Raw genomic sequence first — 20,825 nt, forward strand, 5'->3', positions numbered from 1 at the left:
TCGTCATTTCTCGGATTCCTTTGCCTGCATTATCGCCGGCTCAGGCCCTGGCCGTTCCACTTATCCGGTTGTCTGAATTCGCGCGGCCACCTCTATGCTCGGCCAATGGGTCGCCGAGATCCTTTATATAGAGACCGAACACGGAGGCAGCCGAGTCGTATGCGAATCGTCAGCCACCTCTCAGTCCGACAAGGGTTTCCGGCGGAGCCATCAATAAAATTGATCGTCACGATGAAAATTATGCGTTTTCCTTGCAGGTCGCCGTGATGCATAGTTGCGTCGTGTTGACGCACCTTTGAGTCTTTCAGTCATGAACATGCGAATCGAGCCGTCCGTGCTCGCGAACCCCGACCTGCAATTTGCGACGCTTTCGTCAGGCATCAGCCTGCCGTATGTCGAGCGGGGCAGCGGTGCGCCGATGGTGTTCGTGCACGGCTCGCTGTGCGACTACCGCTACTGGGATCCGCAGCTTGCAGCGCTGTCGGCCCACTACCGCTGCATCGCGCCGAGCCTGAGCCACTACTGGCCGGCCGTCGAAGCGGGCATCCAGGACGAGTTCAGCTGGCAGAACCACGTCGACGAGCTCGCCGAATTCATCGACGCGCTCGATCTCGGCCCCGTGCATCTGGTCGGCCATTCGCGCGGCGGCAGCGTCGCGTTCAACGTCGCGCGCCAGCATCCGCACCTCGTGGAGTCGCTGACGCTCGCCGATCCGGGCGGCCCGCTCCAGCAGCCGGGCGTGCGCGAAGCCGCGCTGCCGGCCGCCGCACTCGCTCTGCGCACGAAGGCCGTGAACCTGATCGGGCACGGCGACGTCGAAGCCGGTCTCGAGATGTTCGTCGATTCCGTGAGCCTGCCCGGCGCATGGAAGAAGAGCACGTCGCGCTTCCGCACGATGGCGATCGACAATGCGAGCACACTGCCGAAGCAACTGCGCGACCCGCTGCCCGCGTATTCGCAGCACACGGCCGGCGATATCGCGTGCCGCACGCTGCTGATCGACGGCCAGCGCAGCCCGAAGATGTTCCGCCACAACGTCGACACGCTGTCGCAGTGGATCGGCAATGCGCAACGGCAAACCGTCGCCGGCGCATCGCATGGGATGAATGCAGCGAGCCCGGCGGTGTTCAACCGTTACGTGCACGAGTTCGTCGCCGCGTAACGTCGCGGGCGGCATGCGCGCCGCCCGGCCTTCCTCTCTCTTGCAGAAGCGAAACGGCGCAGGCTGTCCGCATCGTTTCGCATCCCTCTGCGTCATGCCACCGACGCCGCCTTGCGCGTCACCGCATCCGGCAATCCGAACACACTGTCGAACGCCCAGTTGTACGCGAACGTGAAGATCGGGAAGAACACGATCAGCACCGCGTCGTACAGGAACGCCTGCAACAGCGACACGTCGAGCCACCACGCGATCAGCGGAATCAGGAACGTCACGAGCGCGATCTGGAATCCGATCGCATGCACGACGCGCCGCCCGACGGTGCGCGTGGTCGCCGCGCGCCGCCGCTCCCATGCCTCGAACCCGAGGTTGTACAGAAAATTGACGGTGACGCCCGTCGTCGAGATCATCACGCCGAGCAGGCCGCTCGTCGCCGCGCTCGCGCCGCTCAGCATGCCGAGCACCGACGATGCGACGAGGATGCCGAGCACCTCGAACATCACGACGTAGACTATGCGTCTCTTCCATCCTTGCATGACCGACCACCTTCGTTTCGAACCAGGTGGCGAGACTACAGCGGGCATGTCGTCCGCAAAAGTCAGGTCCTTTCAATTTTTCTGACAGGAGGCGCGCATGCTGACCAGCGACCACATCGACATGCTGCTGACCGTCATCGACAAAGGCTCGTTCTCGGCCGCCGCACGTGCGCTCGGCCGCACGCCGTCGGCAGTCAGCATGGCGATCGCGAACCTCGAGGCCGAGCTCGATCTCGTGCTGTTCGACCGCGGCACGCGCGAGCCGACGCCGACCGCCGCGATGGCCGCGTTGCTGCCCGACGCGCGCTCGATCGCCGAACGGCTGCATGCGCTACGTGCGCATGCGCAGCATCTGTCGGAAGGTGTCGAGGACACGCTGCAGCTCGGGCTCGCGGCCGAAATCGACGGCGCGCCGATTGCGCGCGCGCTGACGGCCGTCGCCGCAAAATATCCGGCGCTCGCGGTCAGCCTCGTCACGGCGCCGCAGGATGCGATCGTCGACGCGCTGCATCGCGGCGCCGTCGATCTTTGCGTCGCGTACGGCGGGCTCGATCTTCATCCGCAGGAACAGATTCACGCGCTGTGGACCGAGACGCTGATCGCGGTCGCCGCGCCCGATCATCCTGCGATTGCCGACGCCGCGCATCCGGAGGCGATCGAGCGGTTGTCGGGGTTCCGGCAGATCGTGATCGCCGACCCGGAGCGGCCGCTCACCGACGTGCGGCCGCTGATCGGCAATCGCACGTGGAAGGTGACCGACATGGCGACCGCGATCGCGCTCGTGAAGGCCGGTCATGGCTGGGCGAATTTGCCGGAATCGGTCATCGGCCGGTATGTGGCCGACGGCGAACTCGTATCGCTCGTGTTCGCGAACATCCGCAACGGGCTGCCGCTGCCCGTGTATTTGCGGCGGCCGAAACATACGGGGCTCGGCAAGGCGGCGAGCGAACTGGTGCGGGCGTTGCGGGCTGAAGACGGTCAGCATTGAGCGGTGCGGCGATGGAATCGCCGCACCGTCCGTCAACGTGCGACGGCTTGACCGTTAGTTGCGGTCAATGCGCCGCCACCGCGCTCTGGATGGAATCGACCAGCGCCGCGTTGTCGTAACGGCGGCCGGCGATCCCCCACCCGCCATCGACCGCGTGAACGACGTTGACCCAGACCTGCCTGGGCGTGAGCCGTCCGCCCGCTCGGCGCAACACGATCTCGGTTGCCCGTTCGACGAATCGCCGCTGCGTGTCGGGCGCGGCGAGCGCGACGGCCGGCAGCTTCAGTTCGACGAACGCCGCCGGCTCCGCGCGGCCCTGCACGAAGGTCCTGTCACGCGGCAGCACGTTCAGCGTGCCGATCAGGTTCGGCGCCAGGAACGCGTTCCCGGTCAATCCCTCGACTTCCAGCAGCGCATCGGTCAGTTCGGCAAACACCGGCCCTTCGTTTTCCTGCGTGAAAACCCCTTCTGATACGGTCAGCGTAATCGGCATCGCACTTTCTCCAGGTCAGGTCATCGGAATCGTGACGTGATATAAGTATCAGTCACTCTCTATACATTAGACACTAATCGCTCTCTATGCAAGCAATAAAGAGCGATCCCTCTGAAGCGAGCCTGTCATGCGTTATTCCGTCGAGCACAAGAACGAAACCCGCACCCGTATCCTCGAGGCCGCGAGCCGCCTGTTCCGCCAGGAAGGGTATGGCGGCTCCGGCATCGGTCCGTTGACGAAGGCGGCAGGCGTCACCAACGGCGCGTTCTATGGGCATTTCAAGTCGAAGGGCGAAGCATTCCGCCAGATCGTGCTCGACGGCCTCGACCAGCTCCGGCAAGGCGTCGCGGCGCTCAAGGCCGAGCATGGCGCGCGCTGGCGGCGCCCGTTCGTGGCGTTCTACCTCGGGCCGCGACGCACCTGCGCACTCGGCGAGAGCTGTGCGCTGCCGAGCCTGTCGCCCGAAGTGATGCGCGCCGACGACGACACGCGCGACGCGTACGAACAGGCGTTGCAGCAGATCGTCGACGAAGTGTCGTCCGGGCTCGGCGAATCGCCCGACGACGATCGCGCGATCGCGTTCCTCGCGCTGCTGTCGGGCGGCGTCACGCTCGCGCGTGCGGTGCGCGATCCCGAACTCGCCCAGCGCATCGCCGATGCGGTCGGCCGTTACGCGGTCGTGATCGCCGAACGCACCGACGTACGGCCCGAGCAGCAGGCATGACGGACGGCCGATAAAAAGATTCTTCGTGGATCTCCGTGGACGTGACCTTTCGACCCGAAGTGGTCACTTATCGACACGTTGCTCAGAAAGTCAGCGGATAGGCTGTCCGACAACCCGGGCCCACATCGCCCGAAGGCGCCGCGCGCGGTCTTCGAAGAGATATGAGGCCGCAAGCGTCAAGAGACCTGAAATTGCACCGGTCACGATGTGCTCGACATAGGGGATACGGTAATGACTCGTGTGCGAGTAGGCGTCGCCCAACGTCGTCAGGACGCCAACGACCAGCGCATTGCCGTATCGATGCGCGAAGAGTTTCGCCACAGGCGTGAAAGTCAAAAGTACAGCCAGGAGTCCGGTCAGCAGACCGGTATGAAATGCGATAGTCCAGTGGGCAAGGCTCATGATGTTTCCCCAGCTCCCCGGCATGCAGGTCATGCACGCACTGGTCGGCTGCCAGAAACGCTGGACGAATAGTCTGACGCGGTGCTTCCACTCGGTTGACATGATGCGTTCCCATCAATGCCGTCGCCCCGGCCGGCGCCACCACACGTATCGTTGAAGCAGTTTCCAAACGCTTTAGCGAGCTTGCCGCCGTCGTTACGGACGGGTCGGCTGTGCGCCGTAGAGGCCGGGCAATAACCTGAACATGGGGGAATACTACTCCACGATCAGACGGCCGCTGTTTCGACCGAGACCGGGAGTCAACGCTTGCGTCTATCGGTGCGGCCCCGTCCGTGACGCGCATCGAACGATGCCCTGCGCGCGAAGTCGACGGCGCGCATCGCTCCGAACCGGTCGCCGGACGAAGTCATTTTTCAATGACGGGCTCGCGATCAATGGCGGCCGTCTCTCTGATCACCGATGAGCCCGAACCGCCTGCCAGCCGCTTTCCGCCCCCTAACGCCGTCTCGAGTTTCTTTCGATCGAGCCCACCTTCCCACGCCGACACCACGATCGCCGCAACGCCATTGCCGACGATATTGGTCAACGCCCGGCATTCCGACATGAATCGATCGATGCCGAGAATCAGCACCATCGCACTGACGGGAACGGTCGGTACAACGGACAGGCTTGCAGCGAGCGTGATGAAGCCCGCGCCCGTCACGCCCGTCGATCCCTTCGAGGTCAGCATCGTGACGAGCAACAGCGTGATTTCCTGCCCGAAGGTCAAATGCGTATTGGTCGCCTGCGCGAGAAACAGCACCGCGAGCGTCATGTAGATGTTGGTGCCATCGAGATTGAACGAGTAACCGGTCGGCACGACGAGCCCGACGACGCCGCGCGGGCAACCCAGGCGTTCGAGCTTGTCCATCAGTTGCGGCAACGCCGCTTCGGACGTCGACGTGCCGAGCACGATCAGCAGTTCGTCGCGGATATAGGCAAGAAAGCGCCAGAGACTGAACCCGCACAGACGCGCGACGATGCCGAGCACGACAGCCACGAACAGAAACGCGGTGAGATAGAACGCGCCGATCAGCTTCAGCATCGGCAACAGCGAGACGATGCCGTAACGGCCGATCGTGAAGGCCATCGCCCCGAAAGCACCGATCGGCGCGAGACTCGTGACCATCCGGACGATACGAAAGAACGCTTTCGACAAGGTCTCGATCAACTGCGTGGCGGGCGCGGCGGGCTCGCCCATCAGCGCCAGTGCCGTGCCGAACAGCATCGCGATCAGCAGCACGGGAAGGATGTCGCCCTGAACCAGCGCGCCAACAAACGTTTCGGGTACCACATGCATGATGAAGCCGGCGATGCCTTCGCCATGCGCCGCCTGCGCCGCATAGCCCGTCACGGCGCGCGCGTCGAGCGTCGACGGATCGACATTGAAGCCCTTGCCTGGCGCGAGCACGTGCGCGGCAAGCAAGCCGATCGCCAGCGCGAACGTGGATGCCGCCTCGAAATACAGCAGCGCCTTGCCGCCGACACGCCCGACCTTCTTCATGTCCTGCATGCCGGCGATTCCGGTCACGACCGTGCAGAAGATCACCGGCCCGATGATCATTCGCACTAGCCTGATGAACAGATCGCCGAGAGGCTTCAACGCAACCGCTGCTTGCGGTGCGAAATGGCCGAGCAGCACACCGGCGATGATGGCTGCCAGCACCTGGACATAGAGAATCGTGTAGAACGGTTTGCGCTTCATGTGTCTCCTCCATTTTCGAGGCAAAGAGATGCCCTTCCCTTCTTCGATCGGAAGGAAATCGGCCTGGCTAAAACAGGGAAGTCGCCGCGGCGCGCCGCGCGACGGATGTGCGGTTACATCACTTGCGCCCAGGGATGCCGCGCAAAATGCAACCGTTCGAATGCTTCAATCGCGGCGAGGGCGTCGAGCGTCAGATCGACGGTATCCATACCTTCGATCACCATGCGCTTGTGGCGCGCGCCAATCGGATACGCGTACCGAACGCCCGACGCGGTCCTCACCGTCTGCTGTTCGAGATCGATCGAGATCGATGTGCCGGGCGACTCGATTGCGTCGCGCATCAGCGCATCGATCGCGCCGCGCTCCAGTTGCACGAGCAGCAGGCGGTTATTCATTGCGTTCGAGTAGAAGATCTCCGCGAAGCTCGGCGCGAGCACCGCCTGAAAACCGTATTGCTGCAAGCCCCACACCGCATGCTCGCGGCTCGATCCGCAACCGAAGTTCGCGCCGCCGATCAGCACGCGCGCGTTCTCGTAAGCGCGCTGGTTGAGCACGCAGTCCGCGCGACGCGCACCTCGCTCGTCGAAGCGCAGGTCGTATAGCAGACCATCGGCGAGACCAGCCTTGTCGATGATGCGCAGGAATTGCTTCGGCATGATCTGGTCGGTGTCGAGGTTGTCGATCGGCAACGGCACGCCGCTGCCTTGAATGGTCGTGAGTCGCGTCATGATGTGAGTGCCTCCAGCGTGCGGACATCGGTGATGCAGCCGGTCAGCGCGGCCGCCGCCGCCATCGCCGGACTCATCAGATGCGTGCGGCCGCCGCGTCCCTGGCGGCCTTCGAAATTGCGGTTGGTGGTGGACGCACACCGTTCTCCTGCTTCGAGCACGTCGTCGTTCATCGCGAGACACATCGAGCAGCCCGGCTCGCGCCATTCGAAGCCCGCATCGATCAGCGTCGTCGCGATGCCTTCCTGTTCGGCCGCCCGGCGTACGCTGCCCGAGCCCGGCACGACCATCGCGCGCACGCCCGGCGCGACGCGCTTGCCGCGCACGATCGCGGCCACCGTGCGCAAGTCTTCGATGCGCCCGTTGGTGCATGAGCCAATGAACACACGGTCGATGCGCGTGCCAGCAATGAGCCGATTGGCCGTGAGCCCCATGTAGTCGAGCGCGCGGCGCAGCGATGCGGCGGCTTCGGGCGTCGTTTGCGCGGCTTCGTCGGGAATCGGCTGATCGATCGCGACGGCCTGATCGGGACTCGTGCCCCAAGTGACGAACGGGGCGATGTTCCGCGCGTCGAAGCGGTGCTCGGCATCGAAATGCGCGCCGAAGTCGGAATGCAAATCGCGCCAGTCTTCGAGCGCCGCTTGCCACGTCGTATCGTCGAGTGAAGGCGTGTGGGCGCGCACGTAGTCGATCGTGGTCGCGTCCGGCGCGATCAGCGCGGCGCGCGCACCGGCTTCGACGGTCATGTTGCACAAGGTCATGCGCGCCTCGGCCGACAGCGACGCGATCGTCGAACCGGCGAATTCCACCGCATAGCCGCGCGCGCCCTGCGCGCCGATCTGGCTGATGATCCAGATGACGACGTCCTTCGACGACGTGCCGTACGGCAGTGCACCGTCAATCGTGATGCGCATGGTCTGCGCGAGCCGGTACACGAGCGTTTGCGTTGCAAGCACGTGCTCGACTTCCGACGTGCCGATGCCGAAGCCCAATGCGCCGAGCGCGCCGTACGTGGTGGTATGACTGTCGCCGCACAGCACGACCATGCCGGGCCGGATCAGCCCGAGTTCCGGCGCGACGATATGTTCGATGCCTTGCAGCGGATCGTTCGCGGCAAAGAGCCGGATGCCGGCGCGTTCGCAATTGCGCGCCAGGTTCTGCGCCTGCAACAGTGACGCCGCATCGCGAATCACGCGCGGCGATTCCGCATGCGTCGGAATGATGTGGCTCACGACGGCGAGTTGCTGCCGCGGACGGCGCACCGCGCGGCCGCGTGCATCGAGCGCGCTGAACGCCTGCGGGCTCGTGTACTCGTTCATCAGATGCAGATCGGCGTACAGCAGCACGTTATGCTCGTCGATACGCGTCACCGTGTGCGAATCGACGAGCTTCTGGTAAAGGGTTCGGGCGGACATGGGATTACTCGCTGAGAAAAGGCAGCACGCGCTCGAGCAACTGCTCCGGCGCTTCCTCGGGGATGTAGTGGCCGCAACGCAGCGCCTCGCCCTGCACGTTCGGCGCATACGCCCGCCACTCGGCGAGCGGATCGAAGCATTGTTCGATCACGCCCTGCGCGCCCCACAACGCCATGAACGGGCAGCCGATCCTCTGCCGCGAAGCGAGCGTCGCGCGGTCGTGTTCGAGGTCGATCGTCACGCTGGCGCGATAGTCCTCGCAGATGCCGTGCGCCGTATCGGGATCGGAGAGACAACGCAGATATTCCGCGTAAGCCGCCGCCGTGAACGGCGCGAGGCCGGCGCTGCGCGCGCCGATGGTCTGCTTGAGATAGAGGTCGGGGGCCGCGCGGATCAGCGTCTCGGGGAATGGCGCGGGGCGCACCAGCATGAACCAGTGCCAATAGGCGCGCGCGAAGTCAAACGAGGTCTGTTCGTACATCGCGAGCGTGGGCGCGACATCGAGCGTGACGAGGCGCGTCACCGCTTCCGGATGGTCGAGCGCCATGCGCGCGGCGACCCGCCCGCCGCGATCGTGGCCGATCACCGCGAAGGTCTCATGGCCGAGACCGCGCATCAGTTCGACCTGATCGAGCGCCATGCGCCGCTTGGCATAGTTCGCGTGATCGGCTGCGCCGGGCGGTTTGCCGCTGTCGCCGTAACCGCGCAAGTCCGTCGCCACCACCGTGAAACGCTCCGCCAGCACGGGCGCGACTTTATGCCAGATCGCGTGCGTTTGCGGATGCCCGTGCAAGAGCAAAAGCGCGGGGCCGCGCCCGCCCTGGATTGCATGAATGCGCACGCGATCCACGGTTGCCGATGCGTCGCTGAAGCCTTCGAACATGGTTGTCTCCTGATCGTGATCCGAGTCTAATTGATGACTTGGACGATTTGGTTTCCTGAAAAGCAATCCGGCAGTAACCCACAGGAACGAATCGATTGAACACGACGGAGCTTCGAGATGGATGGCTTTTCGGATCTGAATTTATTTGCGCTCGTGGCGCGGCACCGAAATCTGGCGGCGGCCGCGCGCGAGTTGGGCGTGACACCACCCGCAGTCAGCAAACGGCTCGCGCAACTGGAACGGCGCCTCGGCGTGCGGCTGATGAATCGCACGACGCGGCGTCTGAGCCTCACGCCCGAAGGCGAGCTTTATCTGTCGAACGGCTCGCGCATTCTGGACGAGTTGTCGGAACTGGAGCATCTCGTCACGCAGAGCCGGGGCGAGCCGACCGGCCTGCTGCGCGTCAACGCTTCGTTCGGATTCGGGCGGGCCCACATCGCGCCGGCGGTGTCCGAATTCGTCGCGCGCTATCCCGCGATAAAAATCCTGCTGCATCTGACGGACCGTCCGATGAGTCTTCAGGACGAAGGTTTCGATCTCGGCATTCGTTTCGGCGAAGTGCCGGATGCGCGCATCAACGCGCGCCTCCTGCTCAAAAACCGGCGCATGGTGTGCGCATCCCCCGGCTATGTGGCGCGGCATGGTCGACCGTCCGTGCCGCACGATCTGACGCGGCACACTTGCATCGTATTGCGCGAGAACGAATCGGCCTATGGCACCTGGCATTTTTCGCGCGGCAAACGCGCGGAAACGGTCAAGGTCGACGGCGCCGTATCCAGCAACGACGGCAGCGTCGTCCTGCATTGGGCGCTCGAAGGCCACGGGATCGTCGTGCGTTCGCAGTGGGAAGTGGAACGGCATGTGGCGCGCGGCGAACTCGTGACGCTGCTGGACGACTGGGCTTTACCGGATGCCGATATCCACGCGATCTATCTGGAGCGCAATCAGCTTTCGGTCAAGCTCAGGACGTTTATTGACTTTCTCGGCGAGTTTCTGCGCAGACCGAGGGGAATCGCATGACACGCGGTCGATGAACGGGCATCGGACAGGTGTCGACGTGCATTCCAAGAGGCTGATTTCAGCGCTCGAACAGGCATGCGGACGTCGCATTCAGGCCGGCTTTGAATGATGCTTAACGGTCGATCGCCAACGTTCCCCCTTGAAATTTGCGCTGAACCATAAAAAAACCCCGGCATGCAGACCTGAGCCTGCATGCCGGGGTTCTTCGCTTCATGACTGGCGAGCGACGACCCGCCCGCCGTCCGCGCTCACCGCGCGGCCACTTCCGCCTTGACGGACGCCGCATCCCCAACCGCTGTCGGCGCCGCGCCCCACCCGCCACCGAGCGCACGAATCAGGTTGACGGTCGACACCGCCTGCGCCCCCGTCAACTGGTTCGCCTGCAACTGCGACTGCAACACCGACCGCTCACTGTCGATCACATCCAGATACGCGACCTCGCCTTCCTGATACTGCGTCCGCGACAGCGTCGCCGCACGCCGCGACGCGTTGACGGCCGCATCCTGCGCGCGGATCTGATCATCGAGCAGACGCAGGTCAGCAAGATTGTCCTCGACCTCGCGGAACGCGACGAGCACCTGCTGCCGGTAGTTCGCGACCTGCTCGTCGTACTGCGCGCGTGCCTGCTGCACGCCGGCCGCACGCCGCCCGCCGTCGAACAGCGGCAGCGTCAGCGCGGTGCCGGCGAACGGCCCGAGCAGGAACGTACGGCTCGACCACAGGAACAGGTTGCCGAGCGTCGACGCCTCATAGCCGAACGCCCCCGTGATATCGAGCTTCGGGAAGTACGCCGACTTCGCGAGCCCGATCCGCGCGTTCGCGGCCGCCATCGCGCGCTCGGCTGCCGACACGTCCGGGCGGCGTTCGAGCAGCGCGGACGGCAGGCCCGGCGGAATCTTCACCGCGACCGGCACGATCGGCGTTTCCTTGAACGCGAAATCCGCGGGCGCCTTGCCGAGCAGGATGGCCAGCGCATGCTCGGACGCCGCACGCCGGCGCGCGACGCCGACCGCATCGGCCTGCGCGCTCGCCAGTTCGTTCTTCGCGCGCGACACGTCGAGCTCGCTGATGTCGCCTTCGTTGAAGCGGCGCTGCACGAGCTTCAATGCCTGGTCGCGCAGTTCGACGGTGCGGCGGTACAGATCCTGGTCCGAGTCGAGCTGACGCAGTTCGAAGTAGTTCTGCGCAACATCCGCCTGCAGCGCGAGCTGCACCGAACGGAACAGCGCCTCGCTCTGCGCCTGGTCGGCACGCGACGCCTCGACGTTGCGGCCCACACGGCCGAACAGGTCTGCTTCGTACGACACCGTGCCCTGCGCGCGCCACAGCGTCGCGTTGGTCGGGCCGGTGCCCTGCGGCTGGAACTGCGACGCCGACGACAGCCCCTCGCGCGTCGGCCCGAACCCGGCGCCGACCTGCGGGAACCATTGCGAGCGCGCCGAACGGGTCGCCGCACGCGCTTCCTCGACCCGCGCGGCCGCGGCCTTCAGGTTCTGGTTCGCGGCGAGCGCCTGCGTCTCGAGCGAATCGAGCATCGGGTCGCCGAACACCCTCCACCATTCGCCGCGATGTTCGCCGTCCGACGGCTCGGCCGTCTTCCACGTGCCGGCCTGCTCGCCGGCGGCGAGGGTCGGCGCTTCCTTGAACGCGGCGGGCGCCGCCGCATCCGGCCGCTTGTAGTCGGGGCCGACCGCGCACGCGGCGAGCAGCGTCGCGAGCAGGGTGCTCGCGGCCGCCACCTTCGCGAAGCGCATCAGGCCGTTCGTGTTGTGCAAGTTATTCATTTTCTGGTCCTCAAGCATCGGGCGCCGGCACACCGTACCCCGTCGAATCCTTGCCGGCGACGTGGATCTTGCCGCCCGCGAGCGTGCGCAGCACGACGTAGAACACCGGCGTCAACATCAGCCCGAACAGCGTCACGCCGAGCATCCCGAAGAACACCGCGACACCCATCGCATGGCGCATTTCCGAACCGGCGCCCGTCGACGTGACGAGCGGCACCACACCCATGATGAAGGCGATCGACGTCATCAGGATCGGGCGCAGCCGCAGCCGGCTCGCCTCGATCGCGGCCTCGAGCGGCGTCCTGCCGTCGTGCTCGAGCTCGCGCGCGAATTCGACGATCAGGATCGCGTTCTTCGCCGACAGCCCCACCAGCACCATCAGGCCGATCTGCGTGAAGATGTTGTTGTCGCCCTGCGTGAGCCACACGCCCGTCAGCGCCGACAGAATGCTCATCGGCACGATCAGGATCACCGCGAGCGGCAGCGTCAGGCTTTCATACAGCGCAGCGAGCACGAGGAACACGAGCAGCACGCTGATCGGGAACACATACATCGCCGAATCGCCCGCGAGGATCTGCTGGTACGTGAGGTCGGTCCACTCGAAGCGCACGCCGCGCGGCAGCGTTTCGTGCGCGATGCGCTCGACCGCGGCTTGCGCCTGCCCCGACGAGAAGCCGGGCGCCGGCCCGCCGTTGATGTCGGCCGCCGTGTAGCCGTTGTAGCGCACGACCATTTCCGGGCCGAACGTCGGCGTCACCGTGACGAGCGACGACAGCGGCACCATCTCGCCCTTGTCGTTGCGCGTCTTCAGTTGCAGGATGTCGTCCGCGCGCTGACGGAACGGCGCATCGGCCTGCACGCGCACCTGGTACACGCGCCCGAAGCGGTTGAAGTCGTTCACGTACAGCGAACCGAGATACACCTGCATCGTGTTGAACACGTCGGTCACCGGCACGCCGAGCTGCTTCGCCTTCACGCGATCGAGATCGACGTTGAGCTGCGGCACGTTGATCTGGTAGCTCGTGAACAGCGGGCCAAGTTCAGGCGCCTGCTGCGCGCGCTTGATGAAGTCGTTGGTCGCATCCGACAGCTTCGCGTAACCGACCGCGCCGCGATCCTCGATTTGCATCTTGAACCCGCCGAGCGTACCGAGGCCGAGCACCGGCGGCGGCGGGAACACCGCGACGAACGAATCCTTCATCGCGCTGTATTGCTGGTTTAGCGCACCCGCGATCGCACCCGCCGACAGCGCCTTGCCGTGCCGCTCCGAGAACGGCTTCAGCGTGACGAACACGATGCCCGCGCTCGAGCTGTTGGTGAAGCCGTTCACCGACAGCCCCGGGAACGCGACCGCGCTCTCGACGCCCGGCTGCTTCAGCGCGATCGAACCCATGTCGCGGATCACCTTCTCGGTGCGGTCGAGCGACGCACCGTTCGGCAGCTGCGCGAACGCGATCAGGTATTCCTTGTCCTGCGCGGGCACGAAGCCGCCCGGCACGACCTTCGACACGAGCACGGTCGCGCCCACCAGCACGAGGTACACGCCGAGCATCAGCGTCTTGCGCGACAGCACGCCGCGCACGCCGCGGCCGTAGTTCTCCGCGCCGCGATGGAACACCTTGTTGAAGCCGCGGAAGAAGCCGCCGAGCACGCGGTTCATCACGCGCGTGAGCCAGTCCTCCTTGTCGCCATGCCCCTTCAGCAGGATCGCGGACAGCGCCGGCGACAGCGTCAGCGAGTTGAACGCCGAGATCACCGTCGAGATCGCGATGGTCATCGCGAACTGCTTGTAGAACTGACCGGTCAGGCCCGACATGAACGCGAGCGGCACGAACACGGCGACGAGCGTCAGCGCGATCGCGATGATCGGCCCGCTCACTTCCTGCATCGCCTTGTAGGTCGCCTGCCGCGCATTCATCCCGCTTTCGATGTTGCGCTCGACGTTCTCGACGACGACGATCGCATCGTCGACCACGATCCCGATCGCGAGCACCATCCCGAACAATGACAACGCATTGATCGAATACCCGAACGCCAGCAGCAGCGAGAACGTGCCGATGATCGACACCGGCACCGCGATCAGCGGAATCAGCGACGCACGCCAGGTCTGCAGGAACACGATCACGACGATCACGACCAGCGCGATCGCTTCGAGCAGCGTGTGCACGACGGCCTTGATCGACGAACGCACGAACTGCGTCGGGTCATAGACGATCTTGAAGTCGACGCCCGCCGGCATGTCCTGCTTCAGCTCGGCCATCGTCTTGCGCACTTCGTCCGAGATCTGCAGCGAGTTCGCACCCGGCGACTGGTTGATCGCCATCGCGACGGCCGGCTTGTTGTCGAGCAGCGAGCGCAGCCCGTATTCGGATGCGTCGAGCTGGACCCGCGCGATGTCGCGCAGGTGCGTGACGCCGCCGTCCGGCGTCGTCTTCACGACGATGTCGCCGAATTCGTCTTCCGTCTGCAGACGGCCGCGCGCGTTCACCGACAACTGCAGCGGCGTGCCGGGCAGCGACGGCGATGCGCCGATCACGCCGGCCGCGACCTGCACGTTCTGCTCGCGGATCGCCTGCACGACGTCCTCGGCGGACAGCCCGCGCTGCGCGACCTTCTGCGGATCGAGCCACACGCGCATCGCGTAGTCGCCCGAACCCCACAGCTGCACCTGGCCGACGCCCTGGATCCGCGACAGGCGATCCTTCACGTTGATCAGCGCGTAGTTGCGCAGGTAGGTCATGTCGTAGCGGTTGTCCGGCGAGATCAGGTGGACCACCATCGTCAGCGTCGGCGAGCTCTTCACCGTCGTGATGCCGAGCCGCTGCACGTCTTCCGGCAAACGCGGCAGCGCCTGGTTCACGCGGTTCTGCACGAGCTGCGTGGCCTTGTCCGGATCGGTGCCGAGCTTGAACGTGACGGTGATCGTCATGTTGCCGTCGCTGTTCGCCTGCGACTGCATGTAGAGCATGTCCTCGACGCCGTTGATCTGCTCTTCAAGCGGCGACGCGACCGTCTCGGCGATCACTTTCGGGTTCGCGCCCGGGTACTGCGCCTTCACGATCACGGAAGGCGGCACGACTTCCGGATATTCCGAAATCGGCAGCAGGAACATCGCGATCACCCCGCCAAGCAGGATGATCACCGATAGGACTCCTGCAAAGATCGGCCGGTCGATAAAGAATTTGGAAATGTTCATGGGTTGCTCTGTCTGGTTGAACGCGGATGCGAAGCGGCGCGCCGCTTACGAATCCGCCTTCGCCGGTGCGGCCGGCTTCGCGGTGCTCGCGAGCGGCGCGGACGGCTCGTCGCCGCCCGTCATCGGGACCATGTGCGGCTTCACCTGCGCGCCGGGGCGCACGCGCTGCGTGCCGTTCACGACCACGCGATCGCCGGCGGCGAGGCCGCTCACGATCACGCGCCGGTTGCCGTGCTGCATCCCCGGCTGCACTTCGCGATACGACACGCGGCCCTGCTGGTCGACGACGAACACGAACTTCTTGTCCTGGTCGGTGTTGATCGCCGCGTCGTCGACGAGCAGCGCCTCGTGCGGCGCGCTGCCGCCCACCTTCACGCGTGCATAGAGGCCCGGGACGAGCGTGCCGTCCGCATTGTCGAAGCGCGCGCGCACGCGGATCGTGCCGGACGACGTGTCGAGCCGGTTGTCGACCGAATCGATCTCGCCGCTGCGCGAGTAGCCGGCTTCGTTCGCGAGGCCGAGCTCGACCGGCACCTTGCGGCCGCTGCGCGCGCCGTTGATGTATTGCAGGTAGGTCTGCTCGTCCGCGTCGAACGATGCGTAGATCGGCGACACCGACACCAGCGTCGTCAGCGGCGCGGCCGACGCGCCGGCCGACACGACGTTGCCGAGCGTGATTTCCGCGCGCGACACGCGGCCCGATACCGGCGCGGTGATGCGCGTATAGCCGAGGTTGATGCGCGCCGTTTCCAGCGCGGCTTCGGCGGCCTTCAGGTTCGCGTTCGCTTCGCGTGCCGCGTTCTGCTTCTCGTCGTAGTCGCGCTTCGCGATCGCGTTGTCGCCGATCAGCCGCTGCGCGCGCTGCCAGTCGCTCTGCGCATAGCCGTTGCGCGCCTGCGCGCCCGCGAGCTGCGCGGCGGCGCGGTCGACTTCCGCCTGGTACGGGCGCGGGTCGATCACGAACAGCACGTCGCCCTTCTTCACGAGCGCGCCGTCCTTGAAGTTCACCGCGACGATCGTGCCCGCCACCTGCGGGCGCACGTCGACTTTCTCGACCGCTTCGAGGCGGCCCGAATAGCTTTGCCAGTCGGTCACGGTCTGCGGCACGACGGTCGCGACGTCGACTTCGGGCAGCGGCGCCGCCGCTTTTTCGGGCGCGTTCGCGTTCACGCGCATCGCGCCGAACGTGCCGAGGCCGACGACGGCGAGCGTGACGATCACCGCGGTCGCGATTCGGGAACGGGAGGTGCGTAGGATGGCCATGTGGATCTCCAGTAAGCGTGGATTGGTCTTGGTTATTCGGTACGGTTCGGCTGGCGCGCCTGGAAGCGGCACTGGAAGAAGCGCACGGCTTCCTCGAACGCGGCTTCGTGCGTGGCGAGCGCGGCGTGCGTGATGTCCGGATAGCGGATCACCTGCGTGAGCACGCCCGACGAAATCAGGCAGCCCGCATATTTCTCCGCTTCGACGTGCAGCACGTCGTTCTGCGCGGTGACGACCAGCGTCGGCGGCAGCCCCGCGAGGCGCACCGATTCGATCGGCGCCGCGTACGGGTGCATGCGCTGCGCCGCCTGCGGCAGGTACGCGCGATAACAGGCCGCGCATTCGCGCGCGGTGATGTCGGACGCGAGGCGCTCGGCGTCGCCGATGCGCGTCATGCTTGGGTCGAGCATCGGCCCGAACAGCGCCTGCGCGACGATCGACACTTCACCGCGGTCCCGTGCGATGAAGGCCAGGCAGTTCGCGAGCTGGCCGCCCGCGTCGTGCCCCGCGACCCCGATCTTCTTCGGGTTGCCGCCGAACGCGCGGGCACGCGTCGCGGCCCATACGGCGGCGCGATACGCATCCTCCGGCGCGGCCGGAAAAGGAAAGGCCGGCGCGAGCGAATAATCGACCGACACTACGAGAGCTGGTAAGCGTTCTGCTAAAAAACGCGCGGCGAAATCCGCGTCTTCGAGCGAACCGCGGACGAAGCCGCCGCCGTGGAAATAAAGCACTACTGGCAGCCCGGTCTTGTCCGGGCGGCGGTAGAGGCGCAGCACGATGTCCTGTGCGTAGCCGGGAATTTCCACTTCGGCGACCGTCAACGCCGCGCCTGCTATGGCTTGCGCGGGCAACGCGGCTTTCAGGAATTTGCTGAATTCAGAAGCGTCCATGACGATGCAGCATCCATTTCGAGATGGAACGAATTCTGGGTCCGGCAGACATTGGGATAAATGCCTATAATCCGGCAACACAATTCAACGCCCCCGAACAATCCGAGGCTGCGTTTACCCACGAGGTAGCGCAGCCTCTTTGTTCCGGCGGCAAATTAGATTGCGGAGGTAGTGATGGACCGGCTTCAGGCCATGCAGGTGTTTACTCGCGTCGTCGATACAAGCAGCTTCACCAAGGCAGCAGAAACGCTCAGCTTGCCGCGGGCGTCCGTCACGACGATCATCCAGAATCTCGAAGCATTCCTCGGCGTGCGGCTGATGCACCGGACCACGCGCCGGCTCTCGCTCACGCCGGACGGCGCCGCCTACTACGAACGATGCGTGCGGATCCTCGCGGACGTCGAGGAAACCGAAGCAAGCTTCCAGGCCAACAACCGGAAGCCGCACGGAAAGTTGCGTATCGACATGCCGGGCTCGATCGGGCGGTTGCTCGTGATCCCGTCGCTGTGCGAGTTTCATACGCGTTATCCGGACATCGACCTGCAACTCGGCCTGTCCGATCGGCCGGTCGACCTGCTGCAGGAGGGCGTCGACTGCGTGATCCGCGTCGGTGCGCTGCAGGATTCGTCGCTCGTCGCACGCCGCGTCGGCCTGTTCGAATGCGTGACGGTCGCGTCGCCCGACTATCTCGAGCGCCACGGCGAGCCGCAGACGATCGACGACCTGAGCCAGCACAAGGCCGTCAACTACTTCTCGAGCCGCACCGGCCGCACGATCGACTGGACCTTCCTGATCGAAGGCAAGGAAGTCGAGATGAAGATGGAGGGCATCGTGTCGGTGAACGACGCGGATGCGTACGTGACGTGCGGGGTCGAGGGCTTCGGCCTGATCCAGCCGCCGCTGTTCATGGTGCTGCCGCACCTGCGCGAAGGCCGGCTCAAGGAAGTGCTGCCGGGCGTCAAGCCGCTGCCGATGCCGATCTCGGTCGTGTATCCGCACAGCCGCCACCTGTCGCCGAAGGTGCGCGTGTTCGTCGACTGGATTGCCGAAGTATTCGACCGCTGCCCGCTGCTGAGCGGCAAGGGCAGCCTCGACGCGACGTGCAGCAAGCGCACGTTCGAGGAAGCCGAACGCGCGCCGGTGCTCGATACGCCGGTCATCAACGAGTGGGTCGCCTGAGCGGAGCGCGACCCGCCCCCATTACTTCGGCCGCCACCCGCGAATGAACTCGCCGACCTGGCCGCGCTGCACGACGCGGCCGGGCTGCGCCTCGCGCGCCAGGATCCGCGCAAACTCGTCGCGCTGCAGATTCACGTGCCGCGCACAATGGTGATCGATCACCCCGATCTGGTGTTTCAGGAACGCGATCGTCCGGACGATGCCGTTGCGCACGCTCGCGTGGCACCAGGTCAGGAGTTGATATTCGGCGATCTGCATGCGCGCCAGCTGGCGGCGGCGCTGCACCAGCGCCTGCACATATTCCAGCTGCGGATCGGGCAACGGCTCGACGAGCCGCCCGCCACGCGGATGCCGATCGAGCGCCCCGGCCAGCGCCGCCAGCAGGCGCGCGCGTGCGCCCTTCCCCTCTAGCGGGCCGCCGGCGCGGTCCGGAAGCCAGTCCCGGGCCTGATGCGGCTTGGCGATGGCCAGCGGCAATCGCAGCGCCTGCAGCACGCACGCCACCTCGCATTCGGCCCCGCCGGCCGACTCCACCATGACAAGCGCCGGCGCCCATTCGGCGATCGCATCCGCGAGAGATTCGATGCCGAACGTCTCGTTGCGGTAGCCGAGAATCACGCTCAGCGAGGAAATGCACACCTCGAGCGTCTCGCGCGTCACGCCGATGCCGACGTACACGGGCTCGGGCGCCGCCGCGTCGTTGTCCCGAGCCGCCATTTCGTCGTTCATGCCCGCTTCCCCTCGGCGTCGGCCACGTCGCCCGCCCCATGGCGGCCGGGGCCGCGGTCGGTTACCAGAATTGTCATAATGAAGATGTAATATAGTCGTATTGGAACCGGTTCCGGTTGCGAGGGCGTCCTCCGCATGGCCATCGCACCGCCAGCCGTTCGTTGAATGCATCGTGCGGCCGGCGCTGGGCCGTGCAGGCAAGATGCCCGGAAGCAGCAAGCGCCTGCGCGGCTCGCCCCCCCTACTCCCATCGTGATTCGATGCAACCACATAATCAGGATTCCTCAGATTGATCCGAATCGGCGGGCACGGCGTCGATGGCGAATCGGCTTCGATCCTGACCCCGCATCCACGCCGGTTCACGACCGACGCCGGACCACGTCTGCCCGGTCTGCGGATTGAAGTACTTGACGCGGCGCTTTCTCGTCGACAGTCCGCCATCGGCGGGGAAGATGTCGCGCGCCGTGAAGCCGAACTCTTCGACGCAGCGCCGCACTTCGATCAACACCGTCGCCGCGATGGCGAGACGCTCCCGCTCCAGCTGCGCCTCGAGCAACGCTTTTTTTTCGACAAAGGACTTGTAAATCAACATGACGTGCTCCCCGAACCGCTTGTTTCTGTCGTTGCGCCGACCATCCGACACCATGGCCAAGCGTAATCGCGCCCCTCGCGCAGATTGACAACCTTTGTCAACAAAACTCAGCCCTCACACTCGTCATAAACTCTGCAAAATTGATTAATACGTCTAATTTCACGGATTCATTGCGTTCAAAATCGTTGACAATTTTTGCGACGCATCGATGCGAACATCGCGACACATTGCGTGCCGCCGATTGCCGTGTGCCTGCGTGGATCCGCCCGCTCCCGCCTGGATGCTCGATATGTCGTGATCGCCACGATCGATATCGAAGGAGTACGTAACATGAACGTTCTCTATCTCGAGGACGATCCCGCCTATGTCGAACTGATCACCTCGATACTGGAAACGTCCGGCTATCGCGTGCATGCGGTCGGCAACGGACACCAGGCGATTCGTCATCTGGAAAGTTCGGTGGTCGATCTGCTGATTCTCGACTGGCTGGTGCCCGGTATGTCCGGCTTCGAAGTGCTTCAATGGACCCGCGAACGGATCGGCGGCCATCTGCCGATCCTGTTCCTGACCCAACGCGCGCGCGACGACGCAGTCTTCTCCGCGATCAACGCGGGCGCGGACGACTACATGGTCAAGCCGATCAATCAATTCGAGCTGCTGGCGCGTGCCAACGCGCTGCTCAGGCGTGCGTATCGCAGCGGTAGCGGCCGGCACGACGCGCTCAGGCTCGGCGGCTACCTGATCGACACGCGGACGCGAACCGTGCTGCTGCATGACGCGCCGATCAAGCTGACCCCGCGGGAATTCGACCTCGCGGTGCTGCTGTTCCGCAATCCCGGCCGCATCATGCCGCGCGATGCGCTGATTCGCTCGCTGTGGGGCCGCGACATGGCCGGCGTGTCGCGCAGCCTCGACACGCATATCTACCGGTTGCGCATGAAGCTCGCGCTGCAGCCGTCGAACGGCGTGCGGCTCAGCGCGGTGTACACACTGGGCTACCGGCTCGAAGCGATCTGACACGCCGTCCGCCCCCGTGCGGCGCAGCCGGCCGTTCCCGTCGGCACGACGCGCGATGAACGGCACGCGCTGCGGCATCC

19 protein-coding genes are annotated in these 20,825 nt (G+C 65.2%); 6 read left to right on the top strand and 13 right to left on the bottom strand.

Features of this window, described 5'->3' with window-relative positions; genetic code table 11:
- Positions 1-310: 310 nt before the first annotated feature.
- On the top strand, positions 311-1,162 hold the full coding sequence (locus HWX03_RS33855; RefSeq protein WP_175874281.1) for an alpha/beta hydrolase: 852 nt from the start codon (positions 311-313) through the stop codon (positions 1,160-1,162).
- Positions 1,163-1,254: 92 nt separating this feature from the next.
- Here HWX03_RS33855 and HWX03_RS33860 read toward each other — a convergent pair whose 3' ends face one another.
- Complete coding sequence (locus HWX03_RS33860; protein ID WP_175874282.1) at positions 1,255-1,695, bottom strand: PACE efflux transporter; 441 nt, start codon at positions 1,693-1,695, stop codon at positions 1,255-1,257.
- 97 nt (positions 1,696-1,792) lie between these two features.
- Here HWX03_RS33860 and HWX03_RS33865 point away from each other — a divergent pair, with 97 nt between their 5' ends.
- On the top strand, positions 1,793-2,683 hold the full coding sequence (locus HWX03_RS33865) for a LysR family transcriptional regulator (RefSeq protein WP_175874283.1): 891 nt from the start codon (positions 1,793-1,795) through the stop codon (positions 2,681-2,683).
- 64 nt (positions 2,684-2,747) lie between these two features.
- Here HWX03_RS33865 and HWX03_RS33870 read toward each other — a convergent pair whose 3' ends face one another.
- Entirely contained in the window at positions 2,748-3,176 is a 429-nt protein-coding gene (locus HWX03_RS33870; RefSeq protein ID WP_175874284.1) for a Tautomerase enzyme, read from the bottom strand.
- Between the two features lie 127 nt (positions 3,177-3,303).
- Between HWX03_RS33870 and HWX03_RS33875 the strand changes: the two genes are divergently transcribed.
- Positions 3,304-3,900, top strand: a complete 597-nt coding sequence (locus HWX03_RS33875; RefSeq protein ID WP_175874285.1) for a TetR/AcrR family transcriptional regulator — start codon at positions 3,304-3,306, stop codon at positions 3,898-3,900.
- A 90-nt stretch (positions 3,901-3,990) separates the two neighbouring features.
- Here HWX03_RS33875 and HWX03_RS33880 read toward each other — a convergent pair whose 3' ends face one another.
- From HWX03_RS33880 to HWX03_RS33900, 5 genes are all read right to left on the bottom strand, one after another.
- Positions 3,991-4,404 carry a hypothetical protein gene (locus tag HWX03_RS33880; protein ID WP_175823503.1) on the bottom strand — a complete coding sequence of 138 codons (414 nt, stop codon included), beginning with the start codon at positions 4,402-4,404 and terminating at the stop codon, positions 3,991-3,993.
- Positions 4,405-4,708: 304 nt separating this feature from the next.
- Positions 4,709-6,046, bottom strand: coding sequence for a dicarboxylate/amino acid:cation symporter (locus HWX03_RS33885; RefSeq protein WP_175874286.1), 1,338 nt, complete (start codon positions 6,044-6,046; stop codon positions 4,709-4,711).
- A gap of 113 nt (positions 6,047-6,159) precedes the next feature.
- On the bottom strand, positions 6,160-6,774 hold the full coding sequence (gene leuD, locus HWX03_RS33890) for a 3-isopropylmalate dehydratase small subunit (protein WP_175874287.1): 615 nt from the start codon (positions 6,772-6,774) through the stop codon (positions 6,160-6,162).
- Positions 6,771-8,189: a 3-isopropylmalate dehydratase large subunit gene (gene leuC / locus HWX03_RS33895; RefSeq protein WP_175874288.1), complete on the bottom strand. Its 1,419-nt coding sequence runs from the start codon at positions 8,187-8,189 to the stop codon at positions 6,771-6,773. The genes leuD and leuC overlap by 4 nt, the downstream gene beginning before the upstream one ends.
- 4 nt (positions 8,190-8,193) lie before the next feature.
- Positions 8,194-9,072 carry an alpha/beta hydrolase gene (locus tag HWX03_RS33900; RefSeq protein ID WP_175874373.1) on the bottom strand — a complete coding sequence of 293 codons (879 nt, stop codon included), beginning with the start codon at positions 9,070-9,072 and terminating at the stop codon, positions 8,194-8,196.
- 117 nt (positions 9,073-9,189) lie between these two features.
- Between HWX03_RS33900 and HWX03_RS33905 the strand changes: the two genes are divergently transcribed.
- Complete coding sequence (locus HWX03_RS33905) at positions 9,190-10,092, top strand: LysR family transcriptional regulator (protein ID WP_174433112.1); 903 nt, start codon at positions 9,190-9,192, stop codon at positions 10,090-10,092.
- Between the two features lie 248 nt (positions 10,093-10,340).
- Here HWX03_RS33905 and opcM read toward each other — a convergent pair whose 3' ends face one another.
- From opcM to HWX03_RS33925, 4 genes are read right to left on the bottom strand one after another with little or no spacing between them, the layout of a single operon-like run.
- On the bottom strand, positions 10,341-11,876 hold the full coding sequence (opcM, locus tag HWX03_RS33910) for a multidrug efflux transporter outer membrane subunit OpcM (protein WP_175874289.1): 1,536 nt from the start codon (positions 11,874-11,876) through the stop codon (positions 10,341-10,343).
- 10 nt (positions 11,877-11,886) lie between these two features.
- Entirely contained in the window at positions 11,887-15,072 is a 3,186-nt protein-coding gene (ceoB, locus tag HWX03_RS33915) for a multidrug efflux RND transporter permease subunit CeoB (protein WP_175874290.1), read from the bottom strand.
- A 45-nt stretch (positions 15,073-15,117) separates the two neighbouring features.
- Positions 15,118-16,335, bottom strand: coding sequence for a multidrug efflux RND transporter periplasmic adaptor subunit CeoA (gene ceoA / locus HWX03_RS33920; RefSeq protein ID WP_175874291.1), 1,218 nt, complete (start codon positions 16,333-16,335; stop codon positions 15,118-15,120).
- 32 nt (positions 16,336-16,367) lie between these two features.
- A complete protein-coding gene (locus HWX03_RS33925) occupies positions 16,368-17,228 on the bottom strand; it encodes an alpha/beta hydrolase (RefSeq protein ID WP_175874292.1) in 861 nt (286 codons plus the stop codon).
- Positions 17,229-17,402: 174 nt separating this feature from the next.
- On the opposite strand from HWX03_RS33925, the gene ceoR reads away from it, so the two are divergent.
- Positions 17,403-18,407, top strand: coding sequence for a putative multidrug efflux transcriptional regulator CeoR (ceoR, locus tag HWX03_RS33930; protein ID WP_175823508.1), 1,005 nt, complete (start codon positions 17,403-17,405; stop codon positions 18,405-18,407).
- A gap of 21 nt (positions 18,408-18,428) precedes the next feature.
- Here ceoR and HWX03_RS33935 read toward each other — a convergent pair whose 3' ends face one another.
- Together HWX03_RS33935 and HWX03_RS33940 are read right to left on the bottom strand one after the other, a co-directional pair.
- Entirely contained in the window at positions 18,429-19,136 is a 708-nt protein-coding gene (locus HWX03_RS33935) for a hypothetical protein (protein ID WP_175874293.1), read from the bottom strand.
- Between the two features lie 274 nt (positions 19,137-19,410).
- On the bottom strand, positions 19,411-19,728 hold the full coding sequence (locus tag HWX03_RS33940; protein WP_174433106.1) for an H-NS histone family protein: 318 nt from the start codon (positions 19,726-19,728) through the stop codon (positions 19,411-19,413).
- A 330-nt stretch (positions 19,729-20,058) separates the two neighbouring features.
- Here HWX03_RS33940 and HWX03_RS33945 point away from each other — a divergent pair, with 330 nt between their 5' ends.
- Positions 20,059-20,745 carry a response regulator transcription factor gene (locus tag HWX03_RS33945; RefSeq protein ID WP_175874294.1) on the top strand — a complete coding sequence of 229 codons (687 nt, stop codon included), beginning with the start codon at positions 20,059-20,061 and terminating at the stop codon, positions 20,743-20,745.
- The last annotated feature ends 80 nt before the right edge of the window (positions 20,746-20,825 follow it).

This window comes from Burkholderia sp. BCC0397 (assembly GCF_902832865.1).
Lineage (GTDB): Bacteria > Pseudomonadota > Gammaproteobacteria > Burkholderiales > Burkholderiaceae > Burkholderia.

Bases quoted from the DNA above. Each gene is read 5' to 3' on its own strand.
- HWX03_RS33940 (WP_174433106.1), bottom strand. From the start codon at position 19,728: ATGTTGATTTACAAGTCCTTTGTCGAAAAAAAAGCGTTGCTCGAGGCG.
- HWX03_RS33875 (WP_175874285.1), top strand. From the start codon at position 3,304: ATGCGTTATTCCGTCGAGCACAAGAACGAAACCCGCACCCGTATCCTC.
- HWX03_RS33865 (WP_175874283.1), top strand. From the start codon at position 1,793: ATGCTGACCAGCGACCACATCGACATGCTGCTGACCGTCATCGACAAA.
- ceoR (WP_175823508.1), top strand. From the start codon at position 17,403: ATGGACCGGCTTCAGGCCATGCAGGTGTTTACTCGCGTCGTCGATACA.
- HWX03_RS33945 (WP_175874294.1), top strand. From the start codon at position 20,059: ATGAACGTTCTCTATCTCGAGGACGATCCCGCCTATGTCGAACTGATC.
- ceoB (WP_175874290.1), bottom strand. From the start codon at position 15,072: ATGAACATTTCCAAATTCTTTATCGACCGGCCGATCTTTGCAGGAGTC.
- HWX03_RS33855 (WP_175874281.1), top strand. From the start codon at position 311: ATGAACATGCGAATCGAGCCGTCCGTGCTCGCGAACCCCGACCTGCAA.
- HWX03_RS33860 (WP_175874282.1), bottom strand. From the start codon at position 1,695: ATGCAAGGATGGAAGAGACGCATAGTCTACGTCGTGATGTTCGAGGTG.
- HWX03_RS33885 (WP_175874286.1), bottom strand. From the start codon at position 6,046: ATGAAGCGCAAACCGTTCTACACGATTCTCTATGTCCAGGTGCTGGCA.
- HWX03_RS33900 (WP_175874373.1), bottom strand. From the start codon at position 9,072: ATGTTCGAAGGCTTCAGCGACGCATCGGCAACCGTGGATCGCGTGCGC.
- HWX03_RS33880 (WP_175823503.1), bottom strand. From the start codon at position 4,404: ATGTCAACCGAGTGGAAGCACCGCGTCAGACTATTCGTCCAGCGTTTC.
- opcM (WP_175874289.1), bottom strand. From the start codon at position 11,876: ATGAATAACTTGCACAACACGAACGGCCTGATGCGCTTCGCGAAGGTG.
- leuD (WP_175874287.1), bottom strand. From the start codon at position 6,774: ATGACGCGACTCACGACCATTCAAGGCAGCGGCGTGCCGTTGCCGATC.
- HWX03_RS33905 (WP_174433112.1), top strand. From the start codon at position 9,190: ATGGATGGCTTTTCGGATCTGAATTTATTTGCGCTCGTGGCGCGGCAC.
- HWX03_RS33870 (WP_175874284.1), bottom strand. From the start codon at position 3,176: ATGCCGATTACGCTGACCGTATCAGAAGGGGTTTTCACGCAGGAAAAC.
- HWX03_RS33925 (WP_175874292.1), bottom strand. From the start codon at position 17,228: ATGGACGCTTCTGAATTCAGCAAATTCCTGAAAGCCGCGTTGCCCGCG.
- HWX03_RS33935 (WP_175874293.1), bottom strand. From the start codon at position 19,136: ATGAACGACGAAATGGCGGCTCGGGACAACGACGCGGCGGCGCCCGAG.
- leuC (WP_175874288.1), bottom strand. From the start codon at position 8,189: ATGTCCGCCCGAACCCTTTACCAGAAGCTCGTCGATTCGCACACGGTG.
- ceoA (WP_175874291.1), bottom strand. From the start codon at position 16,335: ATGGCCATCCTACGCACCTCCCGTTCCCGAATCGCGACCGCGGTGATC.